26 protein-coding genes and 1 pseudogene are annotated in these 26,299 nt (G+C 60.5%); 23 read left to right on the top strand and 4 right to left on the bottom strand.

The features are described from left to right. The first annotated feature begins 4 nt into the window (after nt 1–4). Nucleotides 5–919 carry a protein translocase subunit SecF gene (gene secF / locus ACZ9BE_RS19055; RefSeq protein ID WP_041479932.1) on the top strand — a complete coding sequence of 305 codons (915 nt, stop codon included), beginning with the start codon at nt 5–7 and terminating at the stop codon, nt 917–919. 121 nt (nt 920–1,040) lie between these two features. Further along, the gene (locus ACZ9BE_RS19050) at nt 1,041–1,589 is read left to right on the top strand and encodes a glycine zipper 2TM domain-containing protein (RefSeq protein ID WP_039761427.1); all 549 of its coding nucleotides are present in this window, start codon (nt 1,041–1,043) and stop codon (nt 1,587–1,589) included. Between the two features lie 242 nt (nt 1,590–1,831). On the opposite strand, the gene suhB is transcribed toward ACZ9BE_RS19050, so the two are convergent. Beyond that, nucleotides 1,832–2,650 (bottom strand): type III secretion system regulator SuhB, encoded by an 819-nt coding sequence (suhB, locus tag ACZ9BE_RS19045; protein ID WP_016773320.1) that lies wholly within the window; start codon nt 2,648–2,650, stop codon nt 1,832–1,834. A 145-nt stretch (nt 2,651–2,795) separates the two neighbouring features. Between suhB and trmJ the strand changes: the two genes are divergently transcribed. The 21 genes from trmJ (at nt 2,796) to ACZ9BE_RS18940 (ending at nt 21,750) form a co-directional block, all read left to right on the top strand. Beyond that, nucleotides 2,796–3,566: a tRNA (cytosine(32)/uridine(32)-2'-O)-methyltransferase TrmJ gene (gene trmJ / locus ACZ9BE_RS19040; RefSeq protein WP_041479930.1), complete on the top strand. Its 771-nt coding sequence runs from the start codon at nt 2,796–2,798 to the stop codon at nt 3,564–3,566. 3 nt (nt 3,567–3,569) lie between these two features. After that, nucleotides 3,570–4,346: a serine O-acetyltransferase gene (gene cysE, locus ACZ9BE_RS19035; RefSeq protein ID WP_024014221.1), complete on the top strand. Its 777-nt coding sequence runs from the start codon at nt 3,570–3,572 to the stop codon at nt 4,344–4,346. 240 nt (nt 4,347–4,586) lie between these two features. Next, complete coding sequence (iscR, locus tag ACZ9BE_RS19030; protein ID WP_016773323.1) at nt 4,587–5,078, top strand: Fe-S cluster assembly transcriptional regulator IscR; 492 nt, start codon at nt 4,587–4,589, stop codon at nt 5,076–5,078. 50 nt (nt 5,079–5,128) lie between these two features. After that, nucleotides 5,129–6,343: an IscS subfamily cysteine desulfurase gene (locus ACZ9BE_RS19025; RefSeq protein ID WP_016773324.1), complete on the top strand. Its 1,215-nt coding sequence runs from the start codon at nt 5,129–5,131 to the stop codon at nt 6,341–6,343. Nucleotides 6,344–6,443: 100 nt separating this feature from the next. Continuing rightward, nucleotides 6,444–6,830: a Fe-S cluster assembly scaffold IscU gene (gene iscU / locus ACZ9BE_RS19020; RefSeq protein WP_003227907.1), complete on the top strand. Its 387-nt coding sequence runs from the start codon at nt 6,444–6,446 to the stop codon at nt 6,828–6,830. A 34-nt stretch (nt 6,831–6,864) separates the two neighbouring features. Continuing rightward, entirely contained in the window at nt 6,865–7,188 is a 324-nt protein-coding gene (iscA, locus tag ACZ9BE_RS19015; protein ID WP_003227904.1) for an iron-sulfur cluster assembly protein IscA, read from the top strand. 8 nt (nt 7,189–7,196) lie between these two features. Then, entirely contained in the window at nt 7,197–7,718 is a 522-nt protein-coding gene (gene hscB, locus ACZ9BE_RS19010) for a co-chaperone HscB (RefSeq protein WP_056790165.1), read from the top strand. A gap of 50 nt (nt 7,719–7,768) precedes the next feature. Beyond that, complete coding sequence (gene hscA, locus ACZ9BE_RS19005) at nt 7,769–9,634, top strand: Fe-S protein assembly chaperone HscA (protein ID WP_457265365.1); 1,866 nt, start codon at nt 7,769–7,771, stop codon at nt 9,632–9,634. Further along, nucleotides 9,634–9,975 carry an ISC system 2Fe-2S type ferredoxin gene (gene fdx / locus ACZ9BE_RS19000; protein WP_076564048.1) on the top strand — a complete coding sequence of 114 codons (342 nt, stop codon included), beginning with the start codon at nt 9,634–9,636 and terminating at the stop codon, nt 9,973–9,975. The genes hscA and fdx overlap by 1 nt, the downstream gene beginning before the upstream one ends. Nucleotides 9,976–9,989: 14 nt before the next feature. After that, complete coding sequence (gene iscX / locus ACZ9BE_RS18995) at nt 9,990–10,190, top strand: Fe-S cluster assembly protein IscX (RefSeq protein WP_315435904.1); 201 nt, start codon at nt 9,990–9,992, stop codon at nt 10,188–10,190. A gap of 88 nt (nt 10,191–10,278) precedes the next feature. Continuing rightward, nucleotides 10,279–10,704, top strand: a complete 426-nt coding sequence (ndk, locus tag ACZ9BE_RS18990) for a nucleoside-diphosphate kinase (RefSeq protein WP_024014216.1) — start codon at nt 10,279–10,281, stop codon at nt 10,702–10,704. Nucleotides 10,705–10,732: 28 nt separating this feature from the next. Continuing rightward, nucleotides 10,733–11,881 (top strand): dual-specificity RNA methyltransferase RlmN, encoded by a 1,149-nt coding sequence (gene rlmN, locus ACZ9BE_RS18985; protein WP_024014215.1) that lies wholly within the window; start codon nt 10,733–10,735, stop codon nt 11,879–11,881. A gap of 12 nt (nt 11,882–11,893) precedes the next feature. Next, nucleotides 11,894–12,652: a type IV pilus biogenesis/stability protein PilW gene (gene pilW, locus ACZ9BE_RS18980; RefSeq protein ID WP_073473307.1), complete on the top strand. Its 759-nt coding sequence runs from the start codon at nt 11,894–11,896 to the stop codon at nt 12,650–12,652. Continuing rightward, nucleotides 12,652–13,671, top strand: a complete 1,020-nt coding sequence (locus ACZ9BE_RS18975; protein WP_095181707.1) for a RodZ domain-containing protein — start codon at nt 12,652–12,654, stop codon at nt 13,669–13,671. The genes pilW and ACZ9BE_RS18975 overlap by 1 nt, the downstream gene beginning before the upstream one ends. 3 nt (nt 13,672–13,674) lie before the next feature. Continuing rightward, entirely contained in the window at nt 13,675–14,784 is a 1,110-nt protein-coding gene (gene ispG / locus ACZ9BE_RS18970) for a flavodoxin-dependent (E)-4-hydroxy-3-methylbut-2-enyl-diphosphate synthase (protein WP_016773332.1), read from the top strand. Nucleotides 14,785–14,806: 22 nt separating this feature from the next. Further along, nucleotides 14,807–16,096: a histidine--tRNA ligase gene (hisS, locus tag ACZ9BE_RS18965; RefSeq protein ID WP_310218227.1), complete on the top strand. Its 1,290-nt coding sequence runs from the start codon at nt 14,807–14,809 to the stop codon at nt 16,094–16,096. 41 nt (nt 16,097–16,137) lie between these two features. Continuing rightward, a complete protein-coding gene (locus tag ACZ9BE_RS18960) occupies nt 16,138–16,779 on the top strand; it encodes a tetratricopeptide repeat protein (protein WP_056790153.1) in 642 nt (213 codons plus the stop codon). Further along, entirely contained in the window at nt 16,772–17,923 is a 1,152-nt protein-coding gene (bamB, locus tag ACZ9BE_RS18955; protein ID WP_016773335.1) for an outer membrane protein assembly factor BamB, read from the top strand. The genes ACZ9BE_RS18960 and bamB overlap by 8 nt, the downstream gene beginning before the upstream one ends. Nucleotides 17,924–18,058: 135 nt before the next feature. Next, a complete protein-coding gene (der, locus tag ACZ9BE_RS18950; RefSeq protein ID WP_476249807.1) occupies nt 18,059–19,531 on the top strand; it encodes a ribosome biogenesis GTPase Der in 1,473 nt (490 codons plus the stop codon). A 291-nt stretch (nt 19,532–19,822) separates the two neighbouring features. After that, nucleotides 19,823–20,971 carry a pyridoxal phosphate-dependent aminotransferase gene (locus tag ACZ9BE_RS18945; protein ID WP_252878850.1) on the top strand — a complete coding sequence of 383 codons (1,149 nt, stop codon included), beginning with the start codon at nt 19,823–19,825 and terminating at the stop codon, nt 20,969–20,971. Beyond that, on the top strand, nt 20,959–21,750 hold the full coding sequence (locus tag ACZ9BE_RS18940) for an amidohydrolase (protein WP_353188312.1): 792 nt from the start codon (nt 20,959–20,961) through the stop codon (nt 21,748–21,750). Before ACZ9BE_RS18945 ends, ACZ9BE_RS18940 begins: the two co-directional genes overlap by 13 nt. A 178-nt stretch (nt 21,751–21,928) precedes the next feature. Here the strand turns inward: ACZ9BE_RS18940 and leuA are convergent, their stop codons facing one another. The 3 genes and pseudogenes from leuA to xseA form a co-directional block, all read right to left on the bottom strand. Further along, nucleotides 21,929–23,608 (bottom strand): 2-isopropylmalate synthase, encoded by a 1,680-nt coding sequence (gene leuA, locus ACZ9BE_RS18935; protein WP_016773339.1) that lies wholly within the window; start codon nt 23,606–23,608, stop codon nt 21,929–21,931. Between the two features lie 463 nt (nt 23,609–24,071). Beyond that, nucleotides 24,072–24,894 (bottom strand): annotated as a pseudogene (locus tag ACZ9BE_RS18930) (peptidoglycan DD-metalloendopeptidase family protein). A gap of 3 nt (nt 24,895–24,897) precedes the next feature. Then, the gene (gene xseA, locus ACZ9BE_RS18925; RefSeq protein WP_252882629.1) at nt 24,898–26,277 is read right to left on the bottom strand and encodes an exodeoxyribonuclease VII large subunit; all 1,380 of its coding nucleotides are present in this window, start codon (nt 26,275–26,277) and stop codon (nt 24,898–24,900) included. Between the last annotated feature and the right edge of the window lie 22 nt (nt 26,278–26,299).

Raw genomic sequence — 26,299 nt, 5'->3', positions numbered from 1 at the left:
TGCCATGTTACGTACAATCAACTTCATGGGCGTTCGCAACTTCGCGTTCGGCGTCACCGTGTTGCTTACCGTCATTGCCTTGTTCAGCGTCGCCACCAAGGGCATGAACTGGGGTCTGGACTTCACCGGCGGTACGCTCATCGAGCTGACCTACGAGCGTCCGGCCGATGTCACCAAGGTGCGCGAGCAACTGGCGACCTCCGGTTATCACGAAGCCGTGGTGCAGAACTTCGGCGCCACTACTGACTTGCTGGTGCGCATGCCGGGTGAAGACCCGCAGCTGGGCCATCAGGTCGCAGACGCATTGCAGAAAGTCGGCGGCGACAACCCGGCGACGGTCAAGCGAGTCGAGTTCGTCGGCCCGCAGGTTGGTGAAGAACTGCGCGACCAGGGCGGCCTCGGCATGCTGCTGGCGCTCGGCGGCATCCTGATCTACCTGGCGTTCCGCTTTCAGTGGAAGTTTGCGGTCGGCGCCATTGTGTCGCTGATCCACGACGTGATCGTGACCGTGGGTATCCTCTCGTACTTCCAGATCACCTTCGATCTGACGGTGCTGGCGGCGGTGCTGGCGATCATCGGTTATTCGCTGAACGACACCATCGTGGTTTTCGACCGGGTACGTGAGAACTTCCGTGTGCTGCGCAAGGCGACGCTGATCGAGAACATCAACATCTCGACCACCCAGACCCTGCTGCGCACCATGGCGACGTCGATCTCCACGCTGCTGGCCATCGCGGCACTGTTGTTCTTCGGCGGCGACAACCTGTTCGGCTTCTCCATCGCGCTGTTCATCGGTGTACTGGCGGGTACCTACTCGTCGATCTACATCGCCAACGTGGTGCTGATCTGGCTGAACCTGACCACCGAGGATCTGATTCCTCCGGCCAACACCGACAAGGAAGTCGACGACCGTCCATAACGGCCAGCGATTTCCCGGCTGTCAGCCAACAAAAGGCGCGAGTTGAACTCGCGCCTTTTTTTGTGCTCCAAGGCTGGGAGAAGCGCGGGCGCGTCCCGCATGTGATGGTCAGGAGGTTCATGTGAACAAGTCGTTGCTGGTTGGTGCGGTATTGGGTGCTGTCGGTGTCACAGCCGGGGGTGCTGTTGCCACCTACAGCCTGGTTAAAAGCGGCCCTGAGTATGCGCAAGTATTAGCCGTTGAGCCGGTCAAGACACAGATCAAGACTCCACGTGAAGTATGCAAGGATGTAACCGTGACCCGGCAGGCGCCGGTCAAGGATCAACACCAGATTCTCGGCACGGCGATCGGTGCCGTAGCCGGTGGTTTGTTGGGTAATCAGGTGGGTGGCGGTACCGGCAAGAAGATTGCCACCGTGGCCGGTGCAGTTGGCGGCGGTTATGCCGGTAACAAGGTGCAGGAAGGTATGCAGAACCGCGACACCTACACCACTACGCAAACTCGCTGCAACACGGTCAATGACATCAGCGACAAGGTCGTCGGCTACGACGTGCGTTACTCGCTCGATGGCAAGGAAGGCAAGGTGCGGATGGATCGCGATCCGGGCAACCAGATTCCGGTCGACAAGGAAGGCAAGCTGATCCTGTCGCAGAATGAGCCGGGACAGTAAGGCTCCACAGTTGTGAAAAGAAGCACCCTGCGGGGTGCTTTTTTTGTGCTCGCGATTCAGGGCAGCGCGCGATTCTCACCTGTGGGAGCGAGCCTGCTCGCGAATACGGTCTAACAGTGGATATTTTCTTTGCTGACACGCCCCATTCGCGAGCAGGCTCGCTCCCACAGGGAATTGTGCTGTTTGGAATTGCAGGCATAAAAAAAGCACCCCGAAGGGTGCTTTTTGGTTTCGCGGAAAGCTTAGCGCTTCAGCGAGGCCGGCAGGTGCGGCTGGATCGCCGTCAGCACTGCCTTGAAGCATTTGGTGTTGCCGGCAACGATGTGGCCTTTCTCAAGGAAGTCGTGACCACCGGTGAAGTCGCTCACCAGACCGCCGGCTTCTTGAATCAGCAGGGCGCCTGCAGCCATGTCCCACTCGGACAGGCCCGATTCCCAGAACGCATCGAAACGACCGGCAGCTACGTAAGCCAGGTCCAGGCTCGCCGAACCGGCGCGGCGGATGCCGGCAGTCTGGCCAACCAGGGCGCGGAACATGCCCAGGTAGTTGTCGAGGTTGTCCATCTGGTCGTCACGGAACGGGAAGCCAGTGCCGAGCAAAGCGCCGTCGAGGCTGGTGCGACCGCTGACGCGCAGGCGACGACCGTTCAGTTGAGCGCCGCGACCACGGCTGGCGGTGAATTCTTCCTGGCGAACCGGGTCCAGAACCACTGCGTGCTCCAGGCGGCCACGATATTTGCAGGCAATGCTCACTGCAAAGTGCGGAATGCCACGGAGAAAGTTGGTGGTGCCGTCCAGCGGATCGATGATCCACAGGTACTCTTCGCCTTCGATGCCGGTGCCAGCGTGCAGGCCGGTTTCTTCACCCTGAATCGAGTGATTCGGGTAAGCCTTGCGCAGGGCATCGATGATTTTCTGTTCAGCGGCGCGATCGACCTCGGATACGTAATCCTTGGCGTCTTTTTCGTCGACCTTGATGGTATCCAGGCGCTCGATGGAGCGGAAGATCAGTTCACTGGCGCTGCGGGCGGCGCGCAGCGCGATATTCAGCATGGGCTGCATGGATGTGTCACCTAAGGTTGTTAAAGAAAGCCGCGCATTCTATCAGAACTTTTCTTCAGGTGAAGGACGCTGTTCGCTTTCATAGCTTAACGGTAGGCTGTTCTGTAAGATTTGCCCCCCTTTCCTGTGTCCGAGAGCGCCTCCCTTGCTGCAGAACATTCGTGTCGTCCTGGTCAACACCAGCCACCCCGGCAACATCGGCGGGGCCGCGCGCGCCATGAAAAACATGGGTCTGTCGCGGCTGGTGCTGGTCGATCCGCGGGTCTTCCCGCACCACGAGGCCGATGCCCGCGCCTCTGGTGCCGGTGACATCCTTGAAAACGCGCAAGTCGTCGCCACCTTGGAAGATGCTCTGGTCGGCTGCAATCTGGTGCTCGGCACCAGCGCCCGCGACCGGCGTATTCCCTGGCCGCTGCTCGATCCGCGCGAATGCGGCAACAAGGTGGTCGAGGAAGCCGGGCAGGGCGCCGAGATTGCTTTGGTGTTCGGCCGTGAAGATTCCGGCCTGACCAATGAAGAGCTGCAGCGATGTCATTTTCACGTGCACATCCCTTCCGACCCGACGTTCAGTTCGCTGAACCTCGGGGCGGCGGTTCAGGTGTTGAGTTATGAAGTGCGCATGGCCTGGCTGGCCGCACAGGGTCAGCCGAGCAAGGTCGAGAAAGAAGAAGTGGCCTCGGTGAAAAGCGCCGAGCTGGCGACCATGGATGAGCTGGAGCGATTCTATGAGCACCTGGAGCAGACGCTGGTCGCCATCGAATTCCTCGATCCGGAAAAGCCACGGCACTTGATGGCGCGCCTGCGCCGGTTGTACGGACGCAGCTCGGTCAGCCGGGCGGAAATGAATATTTTGCGTGGCATCCTCACGGAAACCCAGAAAGCGGCCCGTGGCGAGCTTCTAAAGCGGAAGGATTGAATGATGTTTGAGCGTTTGCGTGAAGATATCCAGAGCGTATTCCATCGAGACCCGGCGGCGCGTAACGCTTTTGAAGTCCTGACCTGCTACCCCGGCATGCATGCAATCTGGATTCATCGTCTGGCCGGCATGCTCTGGCGCAACGAGCTGAAATGGCTGGCGCGGCTGGTGTCGAACTTTGGTCGCTGGCTGACCGGGATCGAGATTCACCCGGGCGCCAAGGTCGGTCGGCGTTTCTTCATCGACCACGGCATGGGCATCGTCATTGGTGAAACCGCCGAGATCGGCGACGACGTGACTATCTATCAGGGTGTGACCCTCGGCGGCACCAGCTGGAACAAAGGCAAGCGCCACCCGACGCTGGGTGATGGCGTGGTGGTCGGCGCTGGCGCCAAGGTGCTTGGACCGTTCACAGTCGGTGCTGGTGCCAAAGTCGGCTCCAACGCTGTCGTGACCAAGGAGGTGCCGCCGGGCGCCACTGTAGTGGGGATTCCGGGGCGGATCATCGTCAAGACCGACGAAGAGCAGGACGCCAAGCGCAAAGCCATGGCGGAAAAGATCGGTTTCGACGCCTACGGTGTCAGCGAAGACATGCCCGACCCGGTGGCTCGCGCCATTGGCCAGTTGCTCGACCATCTGCAAGCGGTTGACGGGCGTCTGGAAGGCATGTGCGGCGCGCTGAAGGATCTGGGCAGCAATTACTGTGCGAAAGATCTGCCTGAACTGCGTGAAGAAGACTTCGCTTGCGTCAAGGGCAAGGACGAATCGAAAGCCGGCTGAACCGCGGCGCTGCTTTTCGCGAGCAGGCTCGCTCCCACAAGAGCAGTGCATTCCAATGTGGGAGCGAGCCTGCTCGCGAAGAACGATCACGCGGTTTCGCTGGCTGTCCGCAGCCCGTCTTTGCTATAGTGCGCGCGCTCTTTTGCGGGTAAACCCGACTAAAGCACTAGGTCTTATAGTTGACTTAAATGCTCGGGAATTGCATACTCCCGCCCATTCCGAACTCCGTGGTAACTGTCCATGCGACTGACTACAAAAGGCCGATACGCCGTGACCGCCATGCTTGACCTGGCGTTGCACGCGCAGCACGGGCCGGTGTCTCTGGCCGATATCTCCGAGCGCCAAGGCATCTCCCTGTCCTACCTCGAGCAGCTTTTTGCCAAGCTGCGCCGCAGCAACCTGGTTTCCAGCGTTCGCGGTCCGGGTGGTGGCTACCAGTTGTCCCGCGACATGCAGGGCATCCAGGTCGCCCAGGTGATCGATGCGGTGAACGAATCGGTCGATGCCACCAAGTGCCAGGGCCAGGGCGATTGCCATTCCGGTGATACCTGTCTGACCCATCATCTGTGGTGCGACTTGAGCCTGCAGATTCACGAATTTCTGAGCGGTATCAGCTTGGCCGACCTTGTCACTCGCCGTGAGGTACAAGAAGTGGCCCAGCGTCAGGACCAGCGCCGTTGCAGCAGCAAGGCGCCACGCCTGGACAAGATTGAAGCGTCCGCCGTCGAATGACAGCCGAAGAGCTACCCGCGGCACGCCAGCCCTGATTTAGGAGATAGTCCATGAAATTGCCGATTTACCTTGATTACTCTGCAACCACCCCGGTTGATCCGCGCGTTGCGCAGAAAATGAGTGAATGCCTGCTGGTCGACGGAAACTTCGGTAACCCGGCGTCCCGTTCCCACGTGTTCGGCTGGAAGGCTGAAGAGTCCGTCGAAAACGCTCGTCGTCAGGTGGCCGATCTGGTCAATGCCGACCCGCGCGAAATCGTCTGGACCTCCGGTGCCACCGAATCCGACAACCTGGCGATCAAGGGCGCGGCACATTTCTACGCCTCCAAGGGCAAGCACCTGATCACCAGCAAGATCGAGCACAAGGCAGTCCTCGACACCATGCGCCAGCTGGAGCGTGAAGGCTTCGAAGTGACCTACCTCGAGCCGACCGAAGACGGTCTGATCACCCCGGCAATGATTGACGCCGCACTGCGCGAAGACACCATTCTGGTGTCGGTGATGCACGTCAACAACGAAATCGGCACCATCAACGACATCGCTGCAATCGGCGAGATGCTGCGCGCCAAAGGCGTGCTCTTCCACGTCGACGCGGCTCAGTCCACCGGCAAGGTCGAGATCGACCTGCAGAAGCTGAAAGTCGACATGATGTCGTTCTCTGCCCACAAGACTTATGGCCCTAAAGGCATCGGCGCGCTGTACGTCAGCCGCAAGCCGCGTGTGCGCATCGAAGCGACCATGCACGGCGGCGGTCACGAGCGTGGCATGCGTTCCGGCACTCTGGCGACCCACCAGATCGTCGGCATGGGCGAAGCGTTCCGTGTGGCCAAAGAAGACATGGCTGCCGAAAACGTCCGTATCAAAGCCTTGAGCGACCGTTTCTACAAGCAGGTCGAGCATCTGGAAGAGCTGTACGTCAACGGCAGCCTGACCGCCCGCGTTCCGCACAACCTGAACCTGAGCTTCAACTACGTTGAAGGCGAGTCGCTGATCATGGCACTCAAGGATCTGGCGGTATCGTCCGGTTCGGCCTGCACCTCGGCGTCGCTGGAGCCTTCGTACGTACTGCGCGCCCTGGGCCGCAACGACGAACTGGCACACAGCTCGATCCGCTTTACCTTCGGCCGTTTCACCACCGAAGAAGAAATCGACTACGCCGCGCAGAAAGTCTGCGAGGCCGTTACCAAGCTGCGCGCTCTGTCGCCGCTGTGGGACATGTACAAAGACGGCGTCGATATCTCGAAAATCGAGTGGGCGGCACACTAACTATAGAAGCCGCCGGATACAGATCCTGTAGCGACGCGGCGTTAACGCAGCGCAGTTGCAGGGTCTCAAGAGCGGCCCTGATGAGTGAGGATTGAGAATCATGGCTTACAGCGAAAAGGTCATCGACCACTACGAAAACCCGCGCAACGTCGGCAAGATGAACGCGGAAGATCCTGATGTCGGCACCGGCATGGTCGGCGCTCCGGCGTGCGGCGACGTGATGCGTCTGCAGATCAAGGTCAACGATCAGGGCGTTATCGAAGACGCCAAGTTCAAGACCTACGGTTGCGGTTCGGCAATCGCCTCCAGCTCCCTCGCCACCGAGTGGATGAAGGGCAAGACCCTGGACGAAGCCGAAACCATCAAGAACACTCAGCTGGCCGAAGAACTGGCTTTGCCGCCAGTGAAAATCCACTGCTCCGTGCTCGCAGAAGACGCTATCAAAGCGGCTGTCCGCGATTACAAGCAGAAGAAAGGCTTGATCTGAATTTCAAGATTCGGCGACGAGTAAGGAGTCAACGATGGCTATCAGCATGACAGAAGCGGCTGCTCGACACGTGCGGCGCTCCCTCGATGGGCGCGGCAAAGGTGAAGGGATTCGTCTGGGTGTTCGCACCACAGGCTGTTCCGGCCTTGCCTACGTGCTGGAGTTTGTCGACGAGGTAGTGGCGGAGGATCAGGTGTTCGAGAGTCACGGCGAAAAAGTGATCATCGACCCGAAAAGCCTGGCCTACCTGGACGGCACCGAGCTCGACTTCGTCAAGGAAGGGTTGAACGAAGGCTTCAAGTTCAACAACCCCAACGTGCGCGGTGAATGTGGCTGCGGCGAAAGCTTCAACATCTGAGGCTGGTCGTGGGTATTCCTTGTCATTTCGCTTTATTCGAGCTGCAACCGAGCTTCCGCCTGGACCTCGAGCAGTTGGCCACGCGCTACCGTGAGTTGGCGCGCGGCGTCCATCCTGACCGCTTTGCCGACGCTTCCGAGCGCGAGCAGCGCTCGGCACTCGAGCAATCGGCGCGGCTCAACGACGCCTACCAGACGCTCAAAAGCCCGGCCCAGCGCGCACGCTACCTGCTGAAAATCAGCGGGCATGAAGTGCCGATGGAAGTCACCGTCCACGATCCCGAGTTTCTTCTGCAGCAGATGCAATGGCGCGAAGAGCTCGAAGATCTGCAGGACAGCGCCGACCTCGACGGTGTCGCGGTATTCAAGCGTCGTTTGAAGACGGCTCAGGAACAGCTCAACGAAAGCTTCGCAGCCTGTTGGGATGATGCAGCGCAACGTGAACAGGCCGAACGCCTGATGCGGCGCATGCAGTTCCTCGACAAGCTCACCTACGAAGTGCGCCAGCTGGAAGAGCGCCTCGACGATTAACCCAGTGCTGCCCTGATTGCACGCTGACAGACAGACAAGACCTGATCACCATGGCTCTACTGCAGATCGCCGAACCCGGCCAAAGTCCTCAACCGCACCAGCGCCGTCTGGCTGTGGGCATCGACTTGGGTACTACCAATTCGCTGGTCGCTGCGCTGCGCAGTGGTCTTTCCGAACCGCTGGCCGACGCCAACGGGCAGGTCATCCTGCCGTCCGCCGTGCGTTATCACGCCGACCGCGTCGAAGTCGGTGAGTCCGCCAAGCTGGCGGCATCCTCCGATCCTCTTAACACCGTGCTCTCGGTCAAGCGCTTGATGGGTCGTGGTCTGTCCGACGTCAAGCAATTGGGCGAGCAACTGCCGTACCGCTTTGTCGGCGGCGAATCGCACATGCCGTTCATCGACACCGTGCAAGGACCGAAAAGCCCGGTTGAAGTCTCCGCGGATATCCTCAAGGTCCTGCGTCAGCGCGCTGAAGCGACCTTGGGTGGCGAACTGGTTGGCGCGGTAATCACCGTTCCTGCCTACTTCGACGATGCGCAGCGTCAGGCCACCAAAGATGCGGCCAAACTCGCCGGTCTGAACGTGTTGCGTCTGCTCAACGAGCCGACCGCTGCCGCTGTAGCGTACGGTCTGGATCAGCACGCCGAAGGTCTGGTGGCGATATATGACCTGGGCGGCGGTACTTTCGATATTTCCATTCTGCGTCTGACTGGCGGCGTCTTTGAAGTTCTGGCCACTGGCGGCGACAGCGCGCTGGGCGGCGATGACTTCGATCATGCGATTGCCGGCTGGATCATTGAGAGCGCTGGCCTGTCCGCGGATCTCGACCCGGGCGCACAACGCAATCTGCTGCAAACCGCTTGCGCGGCCAAAGAAGCTTTGACCGATGCAGCCAGTGTTGAAGTGGCCTACGGCGACTGGAAAGCGCCGCTGACCCGCGAAGCCTTCGATGCGCTGATCGAGCCAATGGTCGCGCGCAGTCTGAAAGCCTGCCGCCGCGCGGTTCGCGATTCCGGTATCGAACTCGAAGATGTCCACGCCGTGGTCATGGTCGGCGGTTCGACCCGCGTGCCACGTGTTCGTGAAGCCGTTGCAGAAGCCTTCGGTCGTCAGCCATTGACGGAAATCGATCCGGATCAAGTGGTGGCCATCGGGGCCGCGATCCAGGCCGACACCCTGGCTGGCAACAAGCGCGATGGCGGCGAACTGCTGCTGCTCGACGTGATTCCGCTGTCCCTGGGGCTGGAAACCATGGGCGGTCTGATGGAAAAGGTGATTCCGCGCAACACCACCATTCCCGTCGCCCGCGCTCAGGATTTCACCACCTATAAAGACGGCCAGTCGGCCATGGCAATCCACGTGTTGCAGGGTGAGCGCGAGCTGATCAGCGATTGCCGCTCTCTGGCACGGTTCGAATTGCGCGGCATTCCGGCGATGGTGGCCGGTGCGGCGAAAATTCGCGTGACCTTCCAGGTCGACGCCGACGGTCTGCTCAGCGTGTCTGCCCGTGAATTGGGCTCGGGCGTTGAGGCGAGCATTCAGGTCAAACCTTCCTATGGTCTGACCGATGGCGAAATCGCCAAGATGCTCAAGGATTCGTTCCAGCACGCCAATGACGACAAGGTCGCCCGTGTTCTGCGTGAGCAGCAAGTCGATGCCCAGCGCCTGCTCGAAGCGGTGCAGGGCGCGCTGGAGGCCGATGGCGAGCGTCTGCTCGACGCCGAAGAGCGCATGGTCATCGAACTGCAAATGCAGGAACTGGCCGAACTGATGAAAGGTCCCGATGGCTACGCCATCGAGCAGCAGACCAAGCGTCTGTCGCAAGTGACCGATGCTTTTGCTGCCCGCCGCATGGATCTGACGGTGAAAGCCGCTCTGTCGGGGCGCAACCTGAATGAAATCGAGGATATCTGATGCCGCAGGTCATTTTTCTGCCCCACGAGAAGTTCTGCCCTGAAGGCATGGTGGTCGAGGCTGCGCCCGGCACATCGATTCTCGAACTGGCCCACGAACACCATATCGAGATGGAAAGCGCGTGCGGAGGCGTCTGCGCCTGCACCACCTGCCACTGCATCATCCGCGAGGGTTTTAACTCGCTGGAAGAGGCTGACGAGCTGGAAGAGGATTTCCTTGATCGTGCCTGGGGCCTTGAGGCGCAATCGCGTCTGGCTTGCCAGGCCATCGTCGGTGAGGAAGACCTCACCGTCGAGATTCCGAAATATTCGCTTAACCATGCGGCGGAAGCGCCGCACTGACTGGTAAGACTGTCATGAGCTACGGTTGGAATGATGTTCAACGCATTGCAGAAGAATTGGCGGAAGCCAAGCCGGATGTAAATCCGCTTTATGTCAATTTCGTCGACTTGCAGCGATGGATCATGGAACTGCCTGACTTCGACAACACCTCCGGCCGTGTCGGCGAGAAGGTGTTGGAAGCGGTTCAGGCGCTCTGGATCGAAGAAGTCGACTGATCGTCCTCGCAGGTTAGGCAATACCAAAGAACCCGCGTATAATTCGCGGGTTTAATTTTTCGCAAATTACCGTTTCTGGAGTTACACCATGGCTGTTCAACGTACTTTCTCCATCATCAAGCCTGACGCCGTTGCTAAAAACGTGATCGGCAAGATCACCACTCGCTTCGAAGACGCTGGCCTGCGCGTTGTAGCTTCGAAACTGAAGCAACTGTCCAAAGCCGAAGCCGAAGGCTTCTACGCTGAGCACAGCGAGCGCGGTTTCTTCGGTGACCTGGTTGCTTTCATGACTTCCGGCCCGGTTGTCGTTCAGGTTCTGGAAGGCGAAAACGCTATCGCTCGCAACCGTGAGCTGATGGGCGCTACCAACCCTAAAGAAGCTGCTGCCGGCACCATCCGTGCTGACTTCGCTGAATCGATCGACGCCAACGCCGTTCACGGTTCGGACTCCGAAGCTGCTGCCGCTCGCGAAATCGCTTACTTCTTCGCAGCTACTGAAGTAACCACTCGCTAAGCATTGCTTGCAGAGTGAAGGTGAATCCATGACTACATCGACTGTTAAAACAAACCTGCTGGGTCTGACCCAGCCGGAAATGGAAAAATTCTTCGACTCAATCGGGGAGAAGCGTTTCCGTGCCGGTCAGGTAATGAAATGGATTCACCACTTTGGCGTCGATGATTTCGACGCCATGACGAACGTCAGCAAAGCCTTGCGCGACAAGCTCAAGGCCATTGCTGAAGTGCGTGGTCCGGAAGTGGTCAGCGAGGACATCTCCAGCGACGGCACCCGTAAATGGGTGGTGCGCGTGGCGTCCGGCAGCTGCGTCGAGACCGTGTACATTCCCCAGGGCAAACGCGGCACCTTGTGCGTTTCGTCCCAGGCAGGCTGTGCCCTGGATTGCAGTTTCTGCTCCACCGGCAAGCAAGGCTTCAACAGCAACCTCACCGCCGCCGAAGTCATCGGTCAGGTGTGGATTGCCAACAAATCTTTCGGCAGCGTCCCGGCCACCGTCGACCGCGCCATCACCAACGTGGTGATGATGGGCATGGGCGAGCCGTTGCTGAACTTCGACAACGTCGTCGCCGCCATGCATCTGATGATGGATGACCTCGGCTACGGGATCTCCAAGCGCCGCGTGACCCTGTCCACCTCGGGTGTGGTGCCGATGATCGATGAGCTGGCCAAGCACATCGACGTATCCCTGGCGTTGTCCCTGCATGCACCGAATGACGCATTGCGTAACCAATTGGTGCCGATCAACAAGAAATATCCGCTTAAGATGCTGCTCGAGTCGTGCCAGCGCTACATGTCCGCCCTTGGCGAGAAACGTGTGCTGACCATCGAGTACACCTTGCTCAAGGACGTCAATGACAAGCTTGAGCACGCAGTGGAAATGATCGAGCTGCTTAAAGACATCCCGTGCAAGATCAACCTGATCCCATTCAACCCGTTCCCGCACTCCGGGTACGAGCGGCCGAGCAACAATGCCATCCGCCGCTTCCAGGATCAGTTGCATCAGGCCGGTTTCAACGTCACCGTGCGCACCACCCGTGGTGAAGACATCGACGCCGCATGTGGTCAATTGGTAGGGCAGGTGCTGGATCGCACCCGTCGCAGCGAACGTTACATCGCCGTGCGCGAGTTGAGCGCCGACAGCGATCTGGCACAGAACGCCGCGAACACTAACTAAGAGAGGATCTCTATGTCCCTGCGCTTTGCGCTGCTGTTGCTGTTGGCCAGCCTGTGCGCTGGCTGTGTCCTGTCGGGTGACTACAACCCGATGAAGACCAGCAAGGGCCGCGATGAAGCGCGGGCTGCCTACGTGCAGCTGGGGCTGGGCTACCTGCAGCAGGGCATGACCGAGCGCGCCAAGGTGCCGTTGAAGAAAGCGCTGGAGCTGGACGGTTCCGACCCTGACGCCAATGCGGCCCTCGGTCTGGTGTTTCAGGCCGAGATGGAGCCGGCACTTGCCGACGAGCACTTTCGCAAGGCCTTGTCCTCACGTCCCACCGATGCACGCATCCTCAACAACTACGGCAGTTTTCTCTACGAAGAACAGCGCTACAAGGAAGCCTACGAGCGTTTTGAACAAGCGGCCGCCGATACCCTGTATCCTGAGCGCTCGCGGGTCTTCGAAAACCTCGGCATGACCGCCGCCAAGCTTGGCCAGCGTGATCTGGCCCAGCAACAGCTGGAAAAAGCCCTGCGCCTGAATCGCCAACAACCGCGCGCATTGCTGGAAATGGCTGAGTTGTCCTTCGAAGACAGGCATTATGTGCCCGCGCGTGACTATTACGACCGTTTCAGCCAGCTCACCGAACAAAATGCACGTAGTCTATTGCTCGGCGTTCGGCTGGCAAAAGTGTTTGAAGATCGCGACAAGGCAGCCAGTTACGGTCTGCAATTAAAACGACTCTATCCCGGTACGCCGGAATATCAGCAATACCTGTCGGAGCAATGATGAAAGCGGCGCATCCCGAAGTTGTAGCAGCGAATCGCGTAAATCCCGGTGAGACCCTGCGCCAGGCCCGCGAAAGCAATGGCTGGTCGCTGGCCGAAGTGGCCCTCAAGCTCAACCTCACCGTGACGTCCCTGAGCAATCTTGAAGCCGGCGCTTTCGACAAGCTGCCGGGGCATACCTTCGCTCGCGGTTACATTCGCGCCTATGCCAAATTGCTCGGCATGGACCAGACCGTTCTGGTTCAGCAATTCGACCAGTCCACCGGCACCGATTCCCAGGGCAGCAACGTTCACGCCCTCGGTCGTATCGAAGAGCCGGTGCGGGTTTCCCACACCATTTTGCGTATCGTCAGCCTGTTGCTGCTGATCGCGGTCATCGGCGGCGGTTTCGTCTGGTGGCAGGATCAGACCTCGCAGCGCACCCGCGATCTGACCAGCCTGGCGCCGGAACACGTCGAAGTCGAAGGCGCGGACGGCACCACGCAGATCCACCCGATCGACGAGCCGGAAGATCAGGCTGTCGCCGAAAATCAGGCCGACAGTTCGACAACGCTGGCCTTGCCGCAGTCGGAAACCAGTGCTGAATCGACCGGCGCCGAATCTGCTGCGCCAGCGACCGAGCCAGCTGCCCCGGCAGTTGCGCCAAGCGCACCGGCACAGACGCCTGCGCCAGTGGTGGCGGCTCCGGCCACTCCAGCGCCGAATGTCCCAGCGACACCTGCCCCGACCGCGCCGGTTGCTCAAGCGCCAAGCGCTGAAGCAGCTGCTCCGGTTGCCGGCGAAGGCCAGGTGCAGTTGCAGTTCACCGGCGATTGCTGGGCACAGGTGACCGATGGCCGTGGCAAAGTGATTTTCAGCGGCCTGAAGCATAAAGGCGACAGCGTGAGTGTTTCCGGCAAGCCGCCGCTCGCCGTACGTCTGGGCGTTGCCCGCGCGGCACAGGTCAGCTACAACGGCCAACCGGTCGATATCGCTCCGTTCACCAGTGGCGAGACTGCTCGCCTGAAGTTGGGTCAATAAGTCATGCACGGCGAATCTCCAATCAAACGTCGCGAATCGCGCAAGATCTGGGTCGGCAACGTACCGGTGGGCGGCGACGCGCCGATCGCTGTGCAGAGCATGACCAACAGCGACACCAATGACGTCGCCGCGACCGTGGCGCAGATCAATCGTCTGGAAGCCGCCGGCGTCGACATCGTTCGCGTCTCGGTACCGGACATGGACGCCGCCGAGGCGTTCGGCAAGATCAAGCAACTGGTCAAAGTGCCGTTGGTGGCTGACATCCACTTCGACTACAAAATCGCCTTGCGCGTGGCCGAACTGGGTGTGGACTGTCTGCGCATCAATCCGGGCAACATCGGTCGCGAAGACCGCGTGCGTGCCGTGGTCGATGCGGCGCGTGATCGCGGCATTCCGATCCGGATCGGCGTCAACGCCGGTTCCCTGGAAAAAGACCTGCAAAAGAAATACGGCGAGCCGACCCCGGCGGCACTGGTCGAATCCGCGCTGCGCCACGTTGAACACCTCGAACGCCTGAATTTCCAGGACTTCAAGGTCAGCGTGAAAGCCTCCGACGTGTTCATGGCCGTCGAAGCCTACCGCCTGCTGGCGAAAGAAATCGTTCAGCCGTTGCACTTGGGCATCACCGAAGCCGGCGGTTTGCGATCGGGCACGGTGAAATCCGCCGTGGGCCTAGGTATGCTGCTCGCCGAAGGGATTGGCGATACTATCCGCATCTCGCTGGCGGCCGACCCGGTCGAGGAAGTGAAGGTCGGTTACGACATTCTCAAGTCTTTGCATCTGCGTTCCCGTGGCATCAACTTCATCGCCTGCCCGAGCTGCTCGCGGCAGAACTTCGATGTGGTGAAAACCATGAACGAGCTGGAAGGGCGCCTTGAAGACCTGCTGGTGCCGCTGGATGTCGCGGTCATCGGTTGCGTGGTCAACGGCCCCGGCGAAGCCAAGGAAGCCCATATCGGCTTGACCGGCGGCACGCCAAACCTGATTTACATCGACGGCAAGCCGTCGCAGAAGCTGACGAATGACAATCTGGTGGACGAGCTGGAAAAGCTGATCCGCCAGAAAGCGGCCGAAAAGGTCGAAGCTGACGCTGCCGTTATCGCGCGCGGCTGATCGAACGAATTAAGGAAATTTTGTGAGCAAGTCTCTGCAAGCCATTCGTGGCATGAACGACATCCTGCCCGAACAGACCCCGCTGTGGCGTTATTTCGAAGGCACTGTGGCGCGTCTGCTGGATAACTACGGTTACAAGCAGATCCGCATGCCGATCGTCGAGTTCACCGAGCTGTTCAAGCGCTCGATCGGCGAAGTCACCGATATCGTCGAAAAAGAGATGTACACCTTCGAAGACCGCAACGGTGATTCCCTGACCCTGCGTCCGGAAGGCACTGCGGCCTGCGTGCGCGCCGTGCTTGAGCACGGCATCACCGGCGGTGGTCAGGTGCAGAAACTCTGGTACATCGGCCCGATGTTCCGCCACGAGCGTCCGCAAAAAGGCCGTTATCGCCAGTTCCACCAGATCGGTCTGGAAGTGTTCAACCTCGACGGTCCGGACATCGACGCCGAGCTGATCATCATGACCTGGCGCCTGTGGGGCGAGCTGGGCATCCGTGATGCGGTCAAGCTCGAACTCAACAGCCTCGGCACCAGCGAATCCCGTGGTCGCTATCGTGAAGCGCTGGTCGAGTACCTCTCGGCGCACCACGACAAGCTCGACGAAGACAGCCAGCGTCGTCTGAAAACGAACCCGCTGCGCGTGCTCGACACGAAAAATGCCGACACCCAGGCCGTGCTGGTCGATGCGCCGAAAATGGCCGATTACCTCGACGACGAGTCCCGCGCTCACTTTGAAGGCCTGAAGGCGCGTCTGGATGCCGTCGGCATTCCTTACGTGCTCAACCCGAAACTGGTGCGTGGCCTCGATTACTACAGCAAAACCGTTTTCGAATGGGTCACCGACAAGCTCGGCGCCCAGGGCACCGTGTGCGCGGGCGGCCGTTACGACGGCCTGGTCGAGCAGATGGGCGGCAAGCCAACCCCAGGCGTCGGTTTCGCCATGGGCATCGAGCGTCTGGTGTTGATGCTCGAAACCCTTGAGCAGATTCCGGAAGAAATTTCCCGTCAGGTCGACGTCTACCTCTGCGCCTTCGGTGAAGAGGCCGAGCGGGCCGGTCTGGCCCTGGCCGAACGTGTTCGCGATCAACTTCCAAACCTGCGCCTGCAAGTCAATGCCGGCGCCGGCAGCTTCAAAAGCCAGTTCAAGAAGGCCGACAAGAGCGGTGCGCTGTACGCATTGATCCTCGGTGACGACGAAATGGCCCAGCAAGTGGTAGGTTTCAAACCCCTGCGTGGCCAGGGCGAACAACAAAGCATTGCCTGGGATGCGCTTGCCGCTCACCTGGCCACCTGCGTCGTGCAGGGTTGAAGCTGTCTTAACAGCCGATTTAGCGATTAAGGAGTATTGGGGTGTCGAGTACCGAAGACGAACAGTTGGCGGATTTGAAGGACTGGTGGACACGCAACGGCAAACCTCTGGTCACCGGCGGCCTGTTGGCGCTGGTCATCGTGTTCGGCTGGCAGGCCTGGCACAAGTACCAGAGCAACCAGTCGCAAGGCGCCTCGGTGCTCTATCAGCAATTGCTGGAAACCACGCTGACGCCTGACGGCAAGCCTGATGCCGCCCGCGTTGCGGATCTGGCCGGCAAGCTCAACAGCGAGTACGGCGGTTCTGCCTATGCGCAATACGGCAGCCTGTTCGTCGCCAAAGTGGCGGTCGACAGCGGCAAGCTGGACGACGCGGCAACCGAACTCAAAGCCATCGTCGACAAACCGGCCAACCCGGCGCTGGGCGAAATCGCCCGTCAGCGTCTGGCGCAGGTGCTCGGCGCGCAGGACAAGGCCGAAGACGCCCTGAAACTGCTCGACGGCGATGCCGACAAAGCGTTCCTGGCCACTCGCGAAGAACTCAAGGGCGACCTGCTGGTGCGCTTGGGCCGTACCGATGACGCGAACAAGGCGTATCAAAAAGCCAAGGCGGCACTGTCGGATGAAGCGGCGGTCGGTGGCCTTCAAATCAAGCTCGACGACCTGGCCAAAGGGGATGCGTGACGTGATCCGTTGGAAGCATGCAGCATTGCTGGCTCTGGCCCTTCTGGCCGCGGGTTGCAGCAGCAACAGCAAGAAAGAATTGCCACCGGCCGAACTGACCGACTTCAAAGAAGAAGTCGTTCTGCAGAAGCAGTGGAGCCGCTCGATCGGTGACGGTCAGGGCGAAACCTACAACATGCTGGTGCCGGCGATCGACGGTGACACCATCTACGCCGCCGATGTGACTGGTGTGGTGATGGCGCTGGATCGCAGCAACGGCGACGTGAAGTGGGACCAGGATCTGGAACTGCCTGTCTCCGGCGCCGTCGGCGTGGGTTACGGTCTGGTACTGATCGGTACGCTGCGTGGCGAAGTCGTCGCTCTGGACACCAGCAACGGTGAAGAGAAGTGGCGTGCCCGCGTCAACAGTGAAGTGCTCGCGCCGCCGGCCAACAATGGCGACGTGGTCGTCGTGCAGACCCAGGACGATCGTTTGATCGGTCTGGACGCTGCCACCGGCAACCAGCGCTGGGTGTATGACAGCACCCCGGCGGTCCTGACCCTGCGTGGCACCAGTGCTCCGCTGGTCACCAACCGCCTGGCCGTAGCTGGCCTGTCGACCGGTAAAGTGGTCGCGCTGGACATCTCCAACGGCGTGCCGGTGTGGGAACAACGCATCGCCATTCCACAAGGTCGTTCGGAGCTGGAGCGCGTCGTCGACATCGACGGCGGTCTGCTGCTGTCGGGCGGCACGCTGTACGTGGCCAGCTATCAGGGTCGCGTTGCGGCACTGGACCTGGAAAGCGGTCGTCAACTGTGGCAGCGCGATGCGTCGAGCTACGCGGGTATCGCTCAGGGTTTCGGCAGCGTCTACGTGAGCCTGTCCTCGGGCACCGTTGAAGGCGTCGACGAGCGTTCGACCACCGCACTGTGGAGCAACGATTCGCTGGCTCGCCGTCAACTGTCGGCACCGGAAGTGTTCTCCAGCTACGTAGCTGTGGGTGACCTGGAAGGTTATCTGCATCTGCTGAGTCAGGTCGACGGTCGTTTCGTCGGCCGTGAGCGCATCGACAGCGACGGCCTGCGTGCTCGTCCGCTGGTGGTGGGCGACACGATTTATGTGTATGGCAACAGCGGCAAACTGGAAGCCCTGACCATCAAGTAACAACTATGCTTGGGGTTCATCCCCAAGCGGCCCTGCATCAGCAGGGTTTGCAGCGCCCCCGGGTGTTGCCCCGAGCACCAGCCGCTGCCTCGCAGCGGCTTTTGTATTTTCTGAAATAACGAAGTGGAGAGCCGCATGGTTCCCGTAATCGCCCTGGTGGGCCGACCGAACGTCGGCAAGTCCACCTTGTTCAACCGCCTGACCAGGACTCGTGACGCCATCGTCGGCGACCTGTCCGGTCTGACCCGTGATCGCCAGTACGGTGAGGCCAAGTGGCAAGGGCGTTCCTACATTCTGATCGACACCGGCGGTATCTCCGGTGACGAACATGGTATGGACGAAAAAATGGCCGAGCAGTCGCTGCTGGCCATCGAAGAAGCCGATGTGGTGCTGTTTCTGGTAGATGCCAAGGCCGGTTTTACCGCTGCCGACCAGATGATCGCCGAGCATTTGCGCAAACGTAACAAGCGTTCCCACGTGGTGGCCAACAAGGTCGACAACATCGATCCGGAAATGGCCCGCGCCGAATTCGCCCCGCTGGGCATGGGCCACGCGATCCCGATCGCTGGCGCCCACGGCCGTGGCATCACGCAACTGCTGGAAGCCGCCCTGAGCGAATTCCCGCGCGATGATGACGAGCCGGCTGAAGGTGAAGAGGAAGAAGTCGTTGCCGAAGGCGAGGAAGCCAAGCGCATTCCTGGTCCGAGCGAAAAAGACGGGATCAAGATCGCCATCATCGGTCGTCCGAACGTCGGCAAGTCGACGCTGGTCAACCGCATGCTCGGTGAAGACCGGGTCATCGTGTACGACCAGCCGGGCACCACCCGCGACAGCATCTATATTCCGTTCGAGCGCAATGAAGAGAAGTACACGCTGATCGACACCGCCGGTGTGCGCAAGCGCGGCAAGATCCACGAAGAAGTCGAAAAGTTCTCCGTGGTCAAAACCCTGCAGGCGATCAAAGACGCCAACGTGGTGATCTTCGTGATGGACGCCCGCGAGGGTGTGGTCGATCACGACCTGAACCTGCTGGGCTTCGCGATCGAATCCGGTCGTGCGCTGGTCATCGCGATCAACAAGTGGGATGGCATGACGCCGAGCGAGCGCGACTTTGTGAAAGTCGAGCTGCAACGTCGTCTGTTCTTCGTCGACTACGCCGACATTCACTTCATCTCGGCGTTGCACGGAACGGGCGTGGGCAACCTCTACGCTTCGGTGCAGAACTCGTTCAAGTCCGCTGTTACCCGCTGGCCGACCAACCGTCTGACCCAGGTTCTGGAAGATGCGGTGGGCGAGCACGCGCCGCCAATGGTCAACAACCGCCGGATCAAGCTGCGTTACGCTCACTTGGGTGGTGCGAACCCGCCGATCATCGTGATCCACGGTAACCAGATCGAGAAAGTGCCGAAGTCGTACGTGCGCTATCTGGAGAACACTTACCGTCGTGTACTCAAGCTGGTCGGTACGCCGATCCGCATCGAGTTCAAGGGCGGCGAGAACCCGTACGAAGGCAACAAGAACACGCTGACCGACCGCCAGGTCAACAAGAAGCGTCGCTTGATGTCGCACAACAAGAAAGCCAGCAAGAAGCGCCGCGACAAGAAGTGATCCGAGGCCCTGCACAATTTTGTGTGGGGCTTTTGTGGCGAGGGGATTTATCCCCGATGGGCTGCGCAGCAGCCCCTAAACCTGTGTCCGCGGTGTATCAGTCAAACCGCATTCAACGGGTTTGCGACTGCTTCGCAGCCGGAACGGGGATAAATCCCCTCGCCACAGGATTGGGTTTGTTCAATGAGAGAAGGGCGCCGTTTGGCGCTCTTTTTTTATGGGCGCCGGATGGGCTATCCTCGGGCTCTCCCGCGCCGTCGTCAGAGCCGGGTGTTGAGCAGAGAACCCCCGATGATCACCAGCAAGCTGCCGAATGTCGGCATCACTATTTTCACGCAGATGTCTCAGCTCGCGGCGCAGACCGGCGCGATCAACCTGTCCCAGGGTTTCCCGGATTTCGACGGCCCGCAGTCGTTGCGTGATGCGGTCGGGCGGCATATCGCCAGTGGCCATAACCAGTATTCACCGATGACCGGATTGCCGGCGTTGCGTCAGCAGATCGCGGCCAAGATCGCCCGCAGCTATGGCGTGACTGTCGATGCCGATCATGAAGTGACGGTAACGCCCGGTGCGACTCAGGCAATCTTCTGCGCGATTCAGGCAGTGATTCACAGCGGCGATGAAGTCATCGTCTTCGATCCGTGCTACGACAGCTACGCACCGGCGACGGAATTGGCGGGTGGTCGTAGCGTACATGTGCAACTGAATCCGGACGATTTCTCCATCGATTTCGATCAACTCGCAGCGGCCCTCAGTCCGCGGACGAAAATGATCGTCATCAACACCCCGCACAACCCGAGCGGCGCATTGATCAGCCGCGCCGAGCTCGATCAACTGGCGGCGTTGATCCGTGATCGCGACATCTATCTGATCAGCGACGAAGTCTACGAACACCTGGTCTTCGACGGCGTGCCGCATGTCAGCGTGCTGGCCCATGAAGAGCTGTATCAGCGCGCGTTCGTGGTCAGTTCGTTCGGCAAGACGTACCACGTCACCGGCTGGAAAACCGGCTATGTCGTCGCCCCGCCAGCCCTGACAGCCGAACTGCGCAAGGTGCATCAGTACGTCAGTTTCTGTGGCGTCACGCCGCTGCAATACGCGCTGGCCGATTACATGGCCGAGCACCCGGAACACGTTGAAGAGCTGCCGGGTTTCTATCAGGCCAAGCGCGATCTGTTCTGCGATCTGCTTGCGCCGTCGCGCTTCAGCTTTACCCGAGTCACCGGCACCTATTTCCAGTTGGTCGATTATTCGCAGATCCGTCCTGATCTGAACGATGTTGAGATGGCCATGTGGATGACTCGCGAGCACGGTGTCGCGAGCATTCCGGTGTCGGTGTTCTACCAGAATCCACCGCAAGGCCAGCGCCTGATACGCCTGTGCTTTGCCAAACGCGAGGAGACGCTGCGTGAAGCGGCGGCGAAACTATGCGTGATCTGAGTGCATTGCCAGACCTGACCCTGGCGCTGATCCAGACCAGCCTGGCCTGGCACGATCGCCAGGCCAACCTCGAGCATTTCGAGCTGCTGCTGGAGCAGGCCCGGGGCGCCGATCTGATCATCCTGCCGGAGATGTTCACCACCGGATTCTCAATGGAATCGGAAACCCTCGCTGAACCCGAAAACGGCCCGACCAGCAAATGGCTGCGGGCGCAGGCGGCGAAGTTCGATGCGGTCATCACTGGCAGCGTGATCATTCAGGCGGCTGACGGCAGCCATCGCAACCGCTTGCTCTGGGCGCGGCCGGACGGCGAAGTGCTGCATTACGACAAGCGTCACCTGTTCCGCATGGCCGGCGAGCACAACCATTACACGCCCGGCGAGCGGCAGGTGCAGTTCGAGCTCAAGGGTTGGCGGATTCGTCCGCTGATCTGCTACGACCTGCGCTTCCCGGTGTGGAGCCGCGATGCGCAGGACACCGATCTGCTGCTGTACACCGCCAATTGGCCGGGCGCACGGCGTCTGCACTGGAACCGCCTGCTGCCGGCACGAGCGATTGAAAATCTCTGCTACGTGGCAGCGGTAAATCGGGTGGGCAGCGATGGCAAAGGCTTCGCCTATACCGGCGACAGTCAGGTGCTGGATTTCCAGGGCGAGACGTTGCTGGCGGCGGGGGAGGCGGATGGCGTGTTCAAGGTGATTGTGGAAGCGGCGCCGTTGGCGGCGTATCGCGAGCGCTTTCCGGCGAACCTGGATGCCGACACTTTCGAGTTCACCTAACGCAGCCGATTGTTCCCACGCTCTGCGTGGGAATGCAGCCCGTGACGCTCCGCATCACTGGACGCGGAGCGTCCCTTGAGGCATTCCCACGCGGAGCATGGGAACGATCGCATCCTTTGATCTACAAAAAAGGCCCCGGAGCTCACACTCCGGGGCCTTTCGCATTTCAGCGGTCGGATTACGCCGCTTTCGCCTCTGGCTGGCTCAGCGAGCGGTTCAGTGCGCTGAACAATGCCTTGAAGCTGGCGGTGGTGATGTTTTCATCGATACCCACGCCGTGCACCGCACGTTCACCGTTCACCCGCAGTTCGATGTAGGCCGCTGCTTTGGCATTGGTGCCCGCGCCGATCGCGTGTTCGTTGTAGTCCATGATTTCCACCGGAATCGGCAGGCCGGCGACCAGTGCTTCCAGCGCGCCGTTGCCCTTGCCGCGCCAGTGCAGGTTGGTTTCGCCCTGACCTTTGCTGGCCACTTCGACTTCGACGGCGCTGTTGCCGTTCTCTTCCTGCAAACGATGGCTGACCAGCGCGTAAGGAGTGTTGGCCTGCAGGTATTCGCTGATCAACAGCGAGTGAATCTGCTTGGCCGTCATCTCCAGGCCCAAACGGTCGGTCTCACGCTGCACGACCTGGCTGAACTCGATCTGCATGCGCCGTGGCAGGCTGATGCCGTATTCCTGCTCCAGCAAGTAAGCGATGCCGCCCTTGCCCGACTGGCTGTTGACGCGAATCACCGCCTCGTAGCTGCGGCCAATGTCGGCCGGGTCGATCGGCAGGTACGGCACTTCCCACAGGGTGTCCGGTTTCTGCTGGGCGAAGCCCTTGCGGATTGCGTCCTGGTGCGAGCCGGAGAACGCGGTGTGCACCAGGTCGCCAACGTACGGATGACGCGGGTGCACCTGGATCTGGTTGCACTCTTCGACGACCTTGCGCACGCCGTCGATGTCGGAGAAGTCCAGCTCAGGGTCGACGCCCTGGGTGTACATGTTCAGCGCGACGGTGACGAGGTCGACGTTACCGGTGCGCTCGCCGTTGCCGAACAGGCAGCCTTCGACGCGATCGGCGCCGGCCATCAGGCCCAGCTCGGTGGCGGCCACGCCGGTGCCCCGGTCGTTGTGGGTGTGCAGGCTGATGATCACGCTGTCACGACGGTTGATGTTGCGACCGAACCATTCGATCTGGTCGGCGTAGACGTTCGGCGTCGCGCATTCAACCGTGGCCGGCAGGTTGAGGATCATCTTGTGCTCAGGCGTCGGGTTCCACACCTCGATCACTGCATCGCAGACTTCCTTGGCGAATTCCAGCTCGGTAGCGCTGAAGGTTTCCGGCGAGTATTCGAAGGTCCATTCGGTTTCCGGCTGCATGGCTGCATATTTGACGAACAGCTTGGCAGCGTTGACCGCGATGGCCTTGATGCCGTCCTTGTCCTGGTTGAAGACGATGCGACGGAAAGAAGGCGAAGTGGCGTTGTACAGGTGAACGATGGCTTTCTTCGCCCCGCGCAGGGATTCGAAGGTGCGCTCGATCAGATCTTCACGGCCCTGGGTCAGCACCTGAATGGTGGTGTCGTCCGGGATGTGGCCTTCTTCGATCAGCGTACGCACGAAGTCGAAGTCGGTTTGCGACGCGGCCGGGAACGACGCTTCGATCTCCTTCACGCCCACCTGCACCAGGGTTTTCCAGAAGCGCAGCTTCTTCGCCGCGTCCATTGGCTCGATCAGCGACTGGTTGCCGTCACGCAGGTCGGAGCTGCACCAGATCGGCGCGGCGTCGATGGTCTTCGACGGCCATGTGCGATCCGGCAGGTTGATGACGGGAAACGCGCGGTATTTCGAAGACGGGTCTTTGAGCATGCTCATCGGGAAATTCCTTGTTGTCTGGGCCGAAAAGAGGCGGCCTGCCGGTTGAACGAATGTTCTTGGAAAAGCGTGGGACGAGGCGCAGCGATTCAGCCTGGCAGTCGTGCGCTGACGAGGCACAGGCTGCGGTGCTGGCGAAGCTGAATGAGGGTGTGAGAGGTTTTCATGGCTTCAACCCTAACCGCGAGGGGAAAGGATGGCAAGCAGTCGAAAAAAATTGAGAGGAATATCCGGAATGCGGGATTTTGCAGGAATTTATTGCGCTTAAGGCGGTGGAAGTTGTTGATGTTTGCGTAAGGCTAGATTGGGGCGCAATTGAGTTTTTGGAGATTCATTGAGTATGGCAGTGTGTTATAGGGCGCCTTCGCGAGCAGACTCGCTCCCACAGGGGATCTGTGTTGTGAGTAAGATCCAGTGTGGGAGCGAGCCTGCTCGCGAAAAGGCCGGTCGCCTCAACACATATTCAAGGTTGGAAGGCACCAATGAAAATCGCCGGATCCACCCGCGCGTCATTCAGGCTGACGTTCCAGTGCATATGCGGCCCGGTCGCGCGGCCGGTCGCGCCGACCTTGCCCACCACCGCGCCACGGGCCAGTTGCTGGCCGTTCTTCACGTCGATCTTCGACATGTGGCAGAACATGCTGATAAAGCCCTGGCCGTGGTCAACGAACACCGTGTTGCCGTTGAAGAAGTAATTGCCGATCAGAATCACCTTGCCCGCCGCCGGGGTCTTGATCGGCGTGCCCGCTGGCACTGCGAAATCGAGGCCGGCGTGAGGATTGCGCTCTTCGCCGTTGAAGAAACGACGCACACCGAACTTGCTCGACAGCGGCCCGTTGACGCGGTTTGTCCAGCAGCAGATTGCTCGGCGTGTTCGGGCTGAAACTGCGATAAGCCGCGATCTGTTCCGCCAGTTCGCTTTCAATGCGCTTAAGGTTGTCGGCGTTCGGATTGACCTGCTGTTTGTTCTTCAGGGTGATGTGCTGTTCCGGGTATTTCTTGCTGCCCACGGTAAACGGCAGGTTACGCCCGCCACTGCTGATCTGCTGCGAGCCAGGTTTGACCGTCAGCGGCACGCCGACGATCGCCAGCCAGTTGTTCTGCTCTTTGACCACCAATACCGGTTTGCCTTGATAAGTGGCTTTCGGCGCCTGCGCGGCGGTGCCCAGATCCACCACGGCGACGCCGCCCGGCACCGGTTTGTTCAGCAGCCGAGTGATGTAACTGTCGGCGTGGGCGTTGAAGGTCAGGCAGAGCAACAGCAGCGGAGCGAGAAAACGCGGCATGGATCAGTCCAGTAAAGAGAGGGTGACGGGCGTCAGGTGATTGTCCTCGACGCGCACTTGCAGTTCGCCTTCGCCGAGCTTGGCTTTCAGGCGCTGGCCGGTGTGGGTCTGCGCAGCGTTGCGGATCGCGTGGCCACGCTCGTCGAGCAGGATGCTGTAACCGCGACCGAGGGTCGCCAATGGGCTGACCACATGCAGGGTCTGCATCTGACTGTGCAATAGCTGACGACGCTGTTTCAGAGCATCGCGCATGGCTCGGGGCAAACGTTCGGCGAGGCTGTCGAGGCGCTGGCGAAGCATCGCCAGTTGGCGTCCCGGATGTTGCCCGGCGAGGCGGGTTTCCAGACGGATCAGGCGTTCGCGGCGGGTATTGAGATGGCGTTCGAAGGCCCGGCGCATGCGCATGTCCAGATCATCCAGACGCTGAGCCTGCTGGCGCAGACGTTCGCCGGGATGCCGCAACCGTCGGGCCATGCCTTCCAGACGCAGGCGATCACGCATCAAGCGGTCACGCATGCGCATCACCAGACGCCGGTGCAGGCTCTCGACCTGACGGATCAGATGGCTGGAATCCGGGGCGAGCAGTTCGGCGGCGGCCGAGGGCGTGGGGGCGCGGACGTCGGCGACAAAATCGCTGATCGAAACATCGGTTTCATGGCCGACGGCGCTGACGATCGGCGTGACACAGGCATCGACCGCGCGCGCCACCGCTTCTTCGTTGAAGCACCAGAGGTCTTCCAGCGAGCCGCCGCCACGGGCGAGGATCAGCGCGTCGAAGCCACGGGCATCGGCCATTTTCAGCGCGCGGACAATCTGCGCGGTGGCCTCGCGGCCCTGCACAGCGGTTGGAATCAGGGTCAGTTGCACCTGCGGCGCACGGCGGCGGAATACGCTGATGATGTCGCGAATCACCGCGCCGGTCGGCGAACTGATGATGCCGATGCGCTGCGGATGCGCGGGCAGCGGCACTTTGCGTTCGGCACTGAACAGGCCTTCGGCACTGAGCTTTTCCTTCAGCGCATCGAAGGCCAGACGCAGCGCGCCGTCACCGGCCGGCTCCACGGTGTCGAGGATCAGCTGATAGTCGCCACGGCCTTCGAACAGCGAAACCTTGCCGCGCACCTTGACCGCCAGACCATCCTTCAACGCCTGACGTACGCGCGCGGCGTTCTGCCGGAACAGCGCGCAACGCACCTGCGCGCCGCTGTCCTTGAGGGTGAAATAGACGTGGCCGGACGCCGGGCGCGCGAGGTTGGAGATTTCGCCCTCGACCCAGATGTTGCTGAACACGTCTTCAAGCAACACCCGCGCGCGGCCGTTGAGCTGGCTGACGGTCAGGACTTCACGGTCCAGGCCAAGTCTTGCAAAGGGATCTTTAATCATGGGGCGCAGTTTAAAGGCATTT

The organism is Pseudomonas sp. TE9122 (genome assembly GCF_056278925.1).
This window is presented reverse-complemented; position numbering and strand designations above follow the sequence as displayed.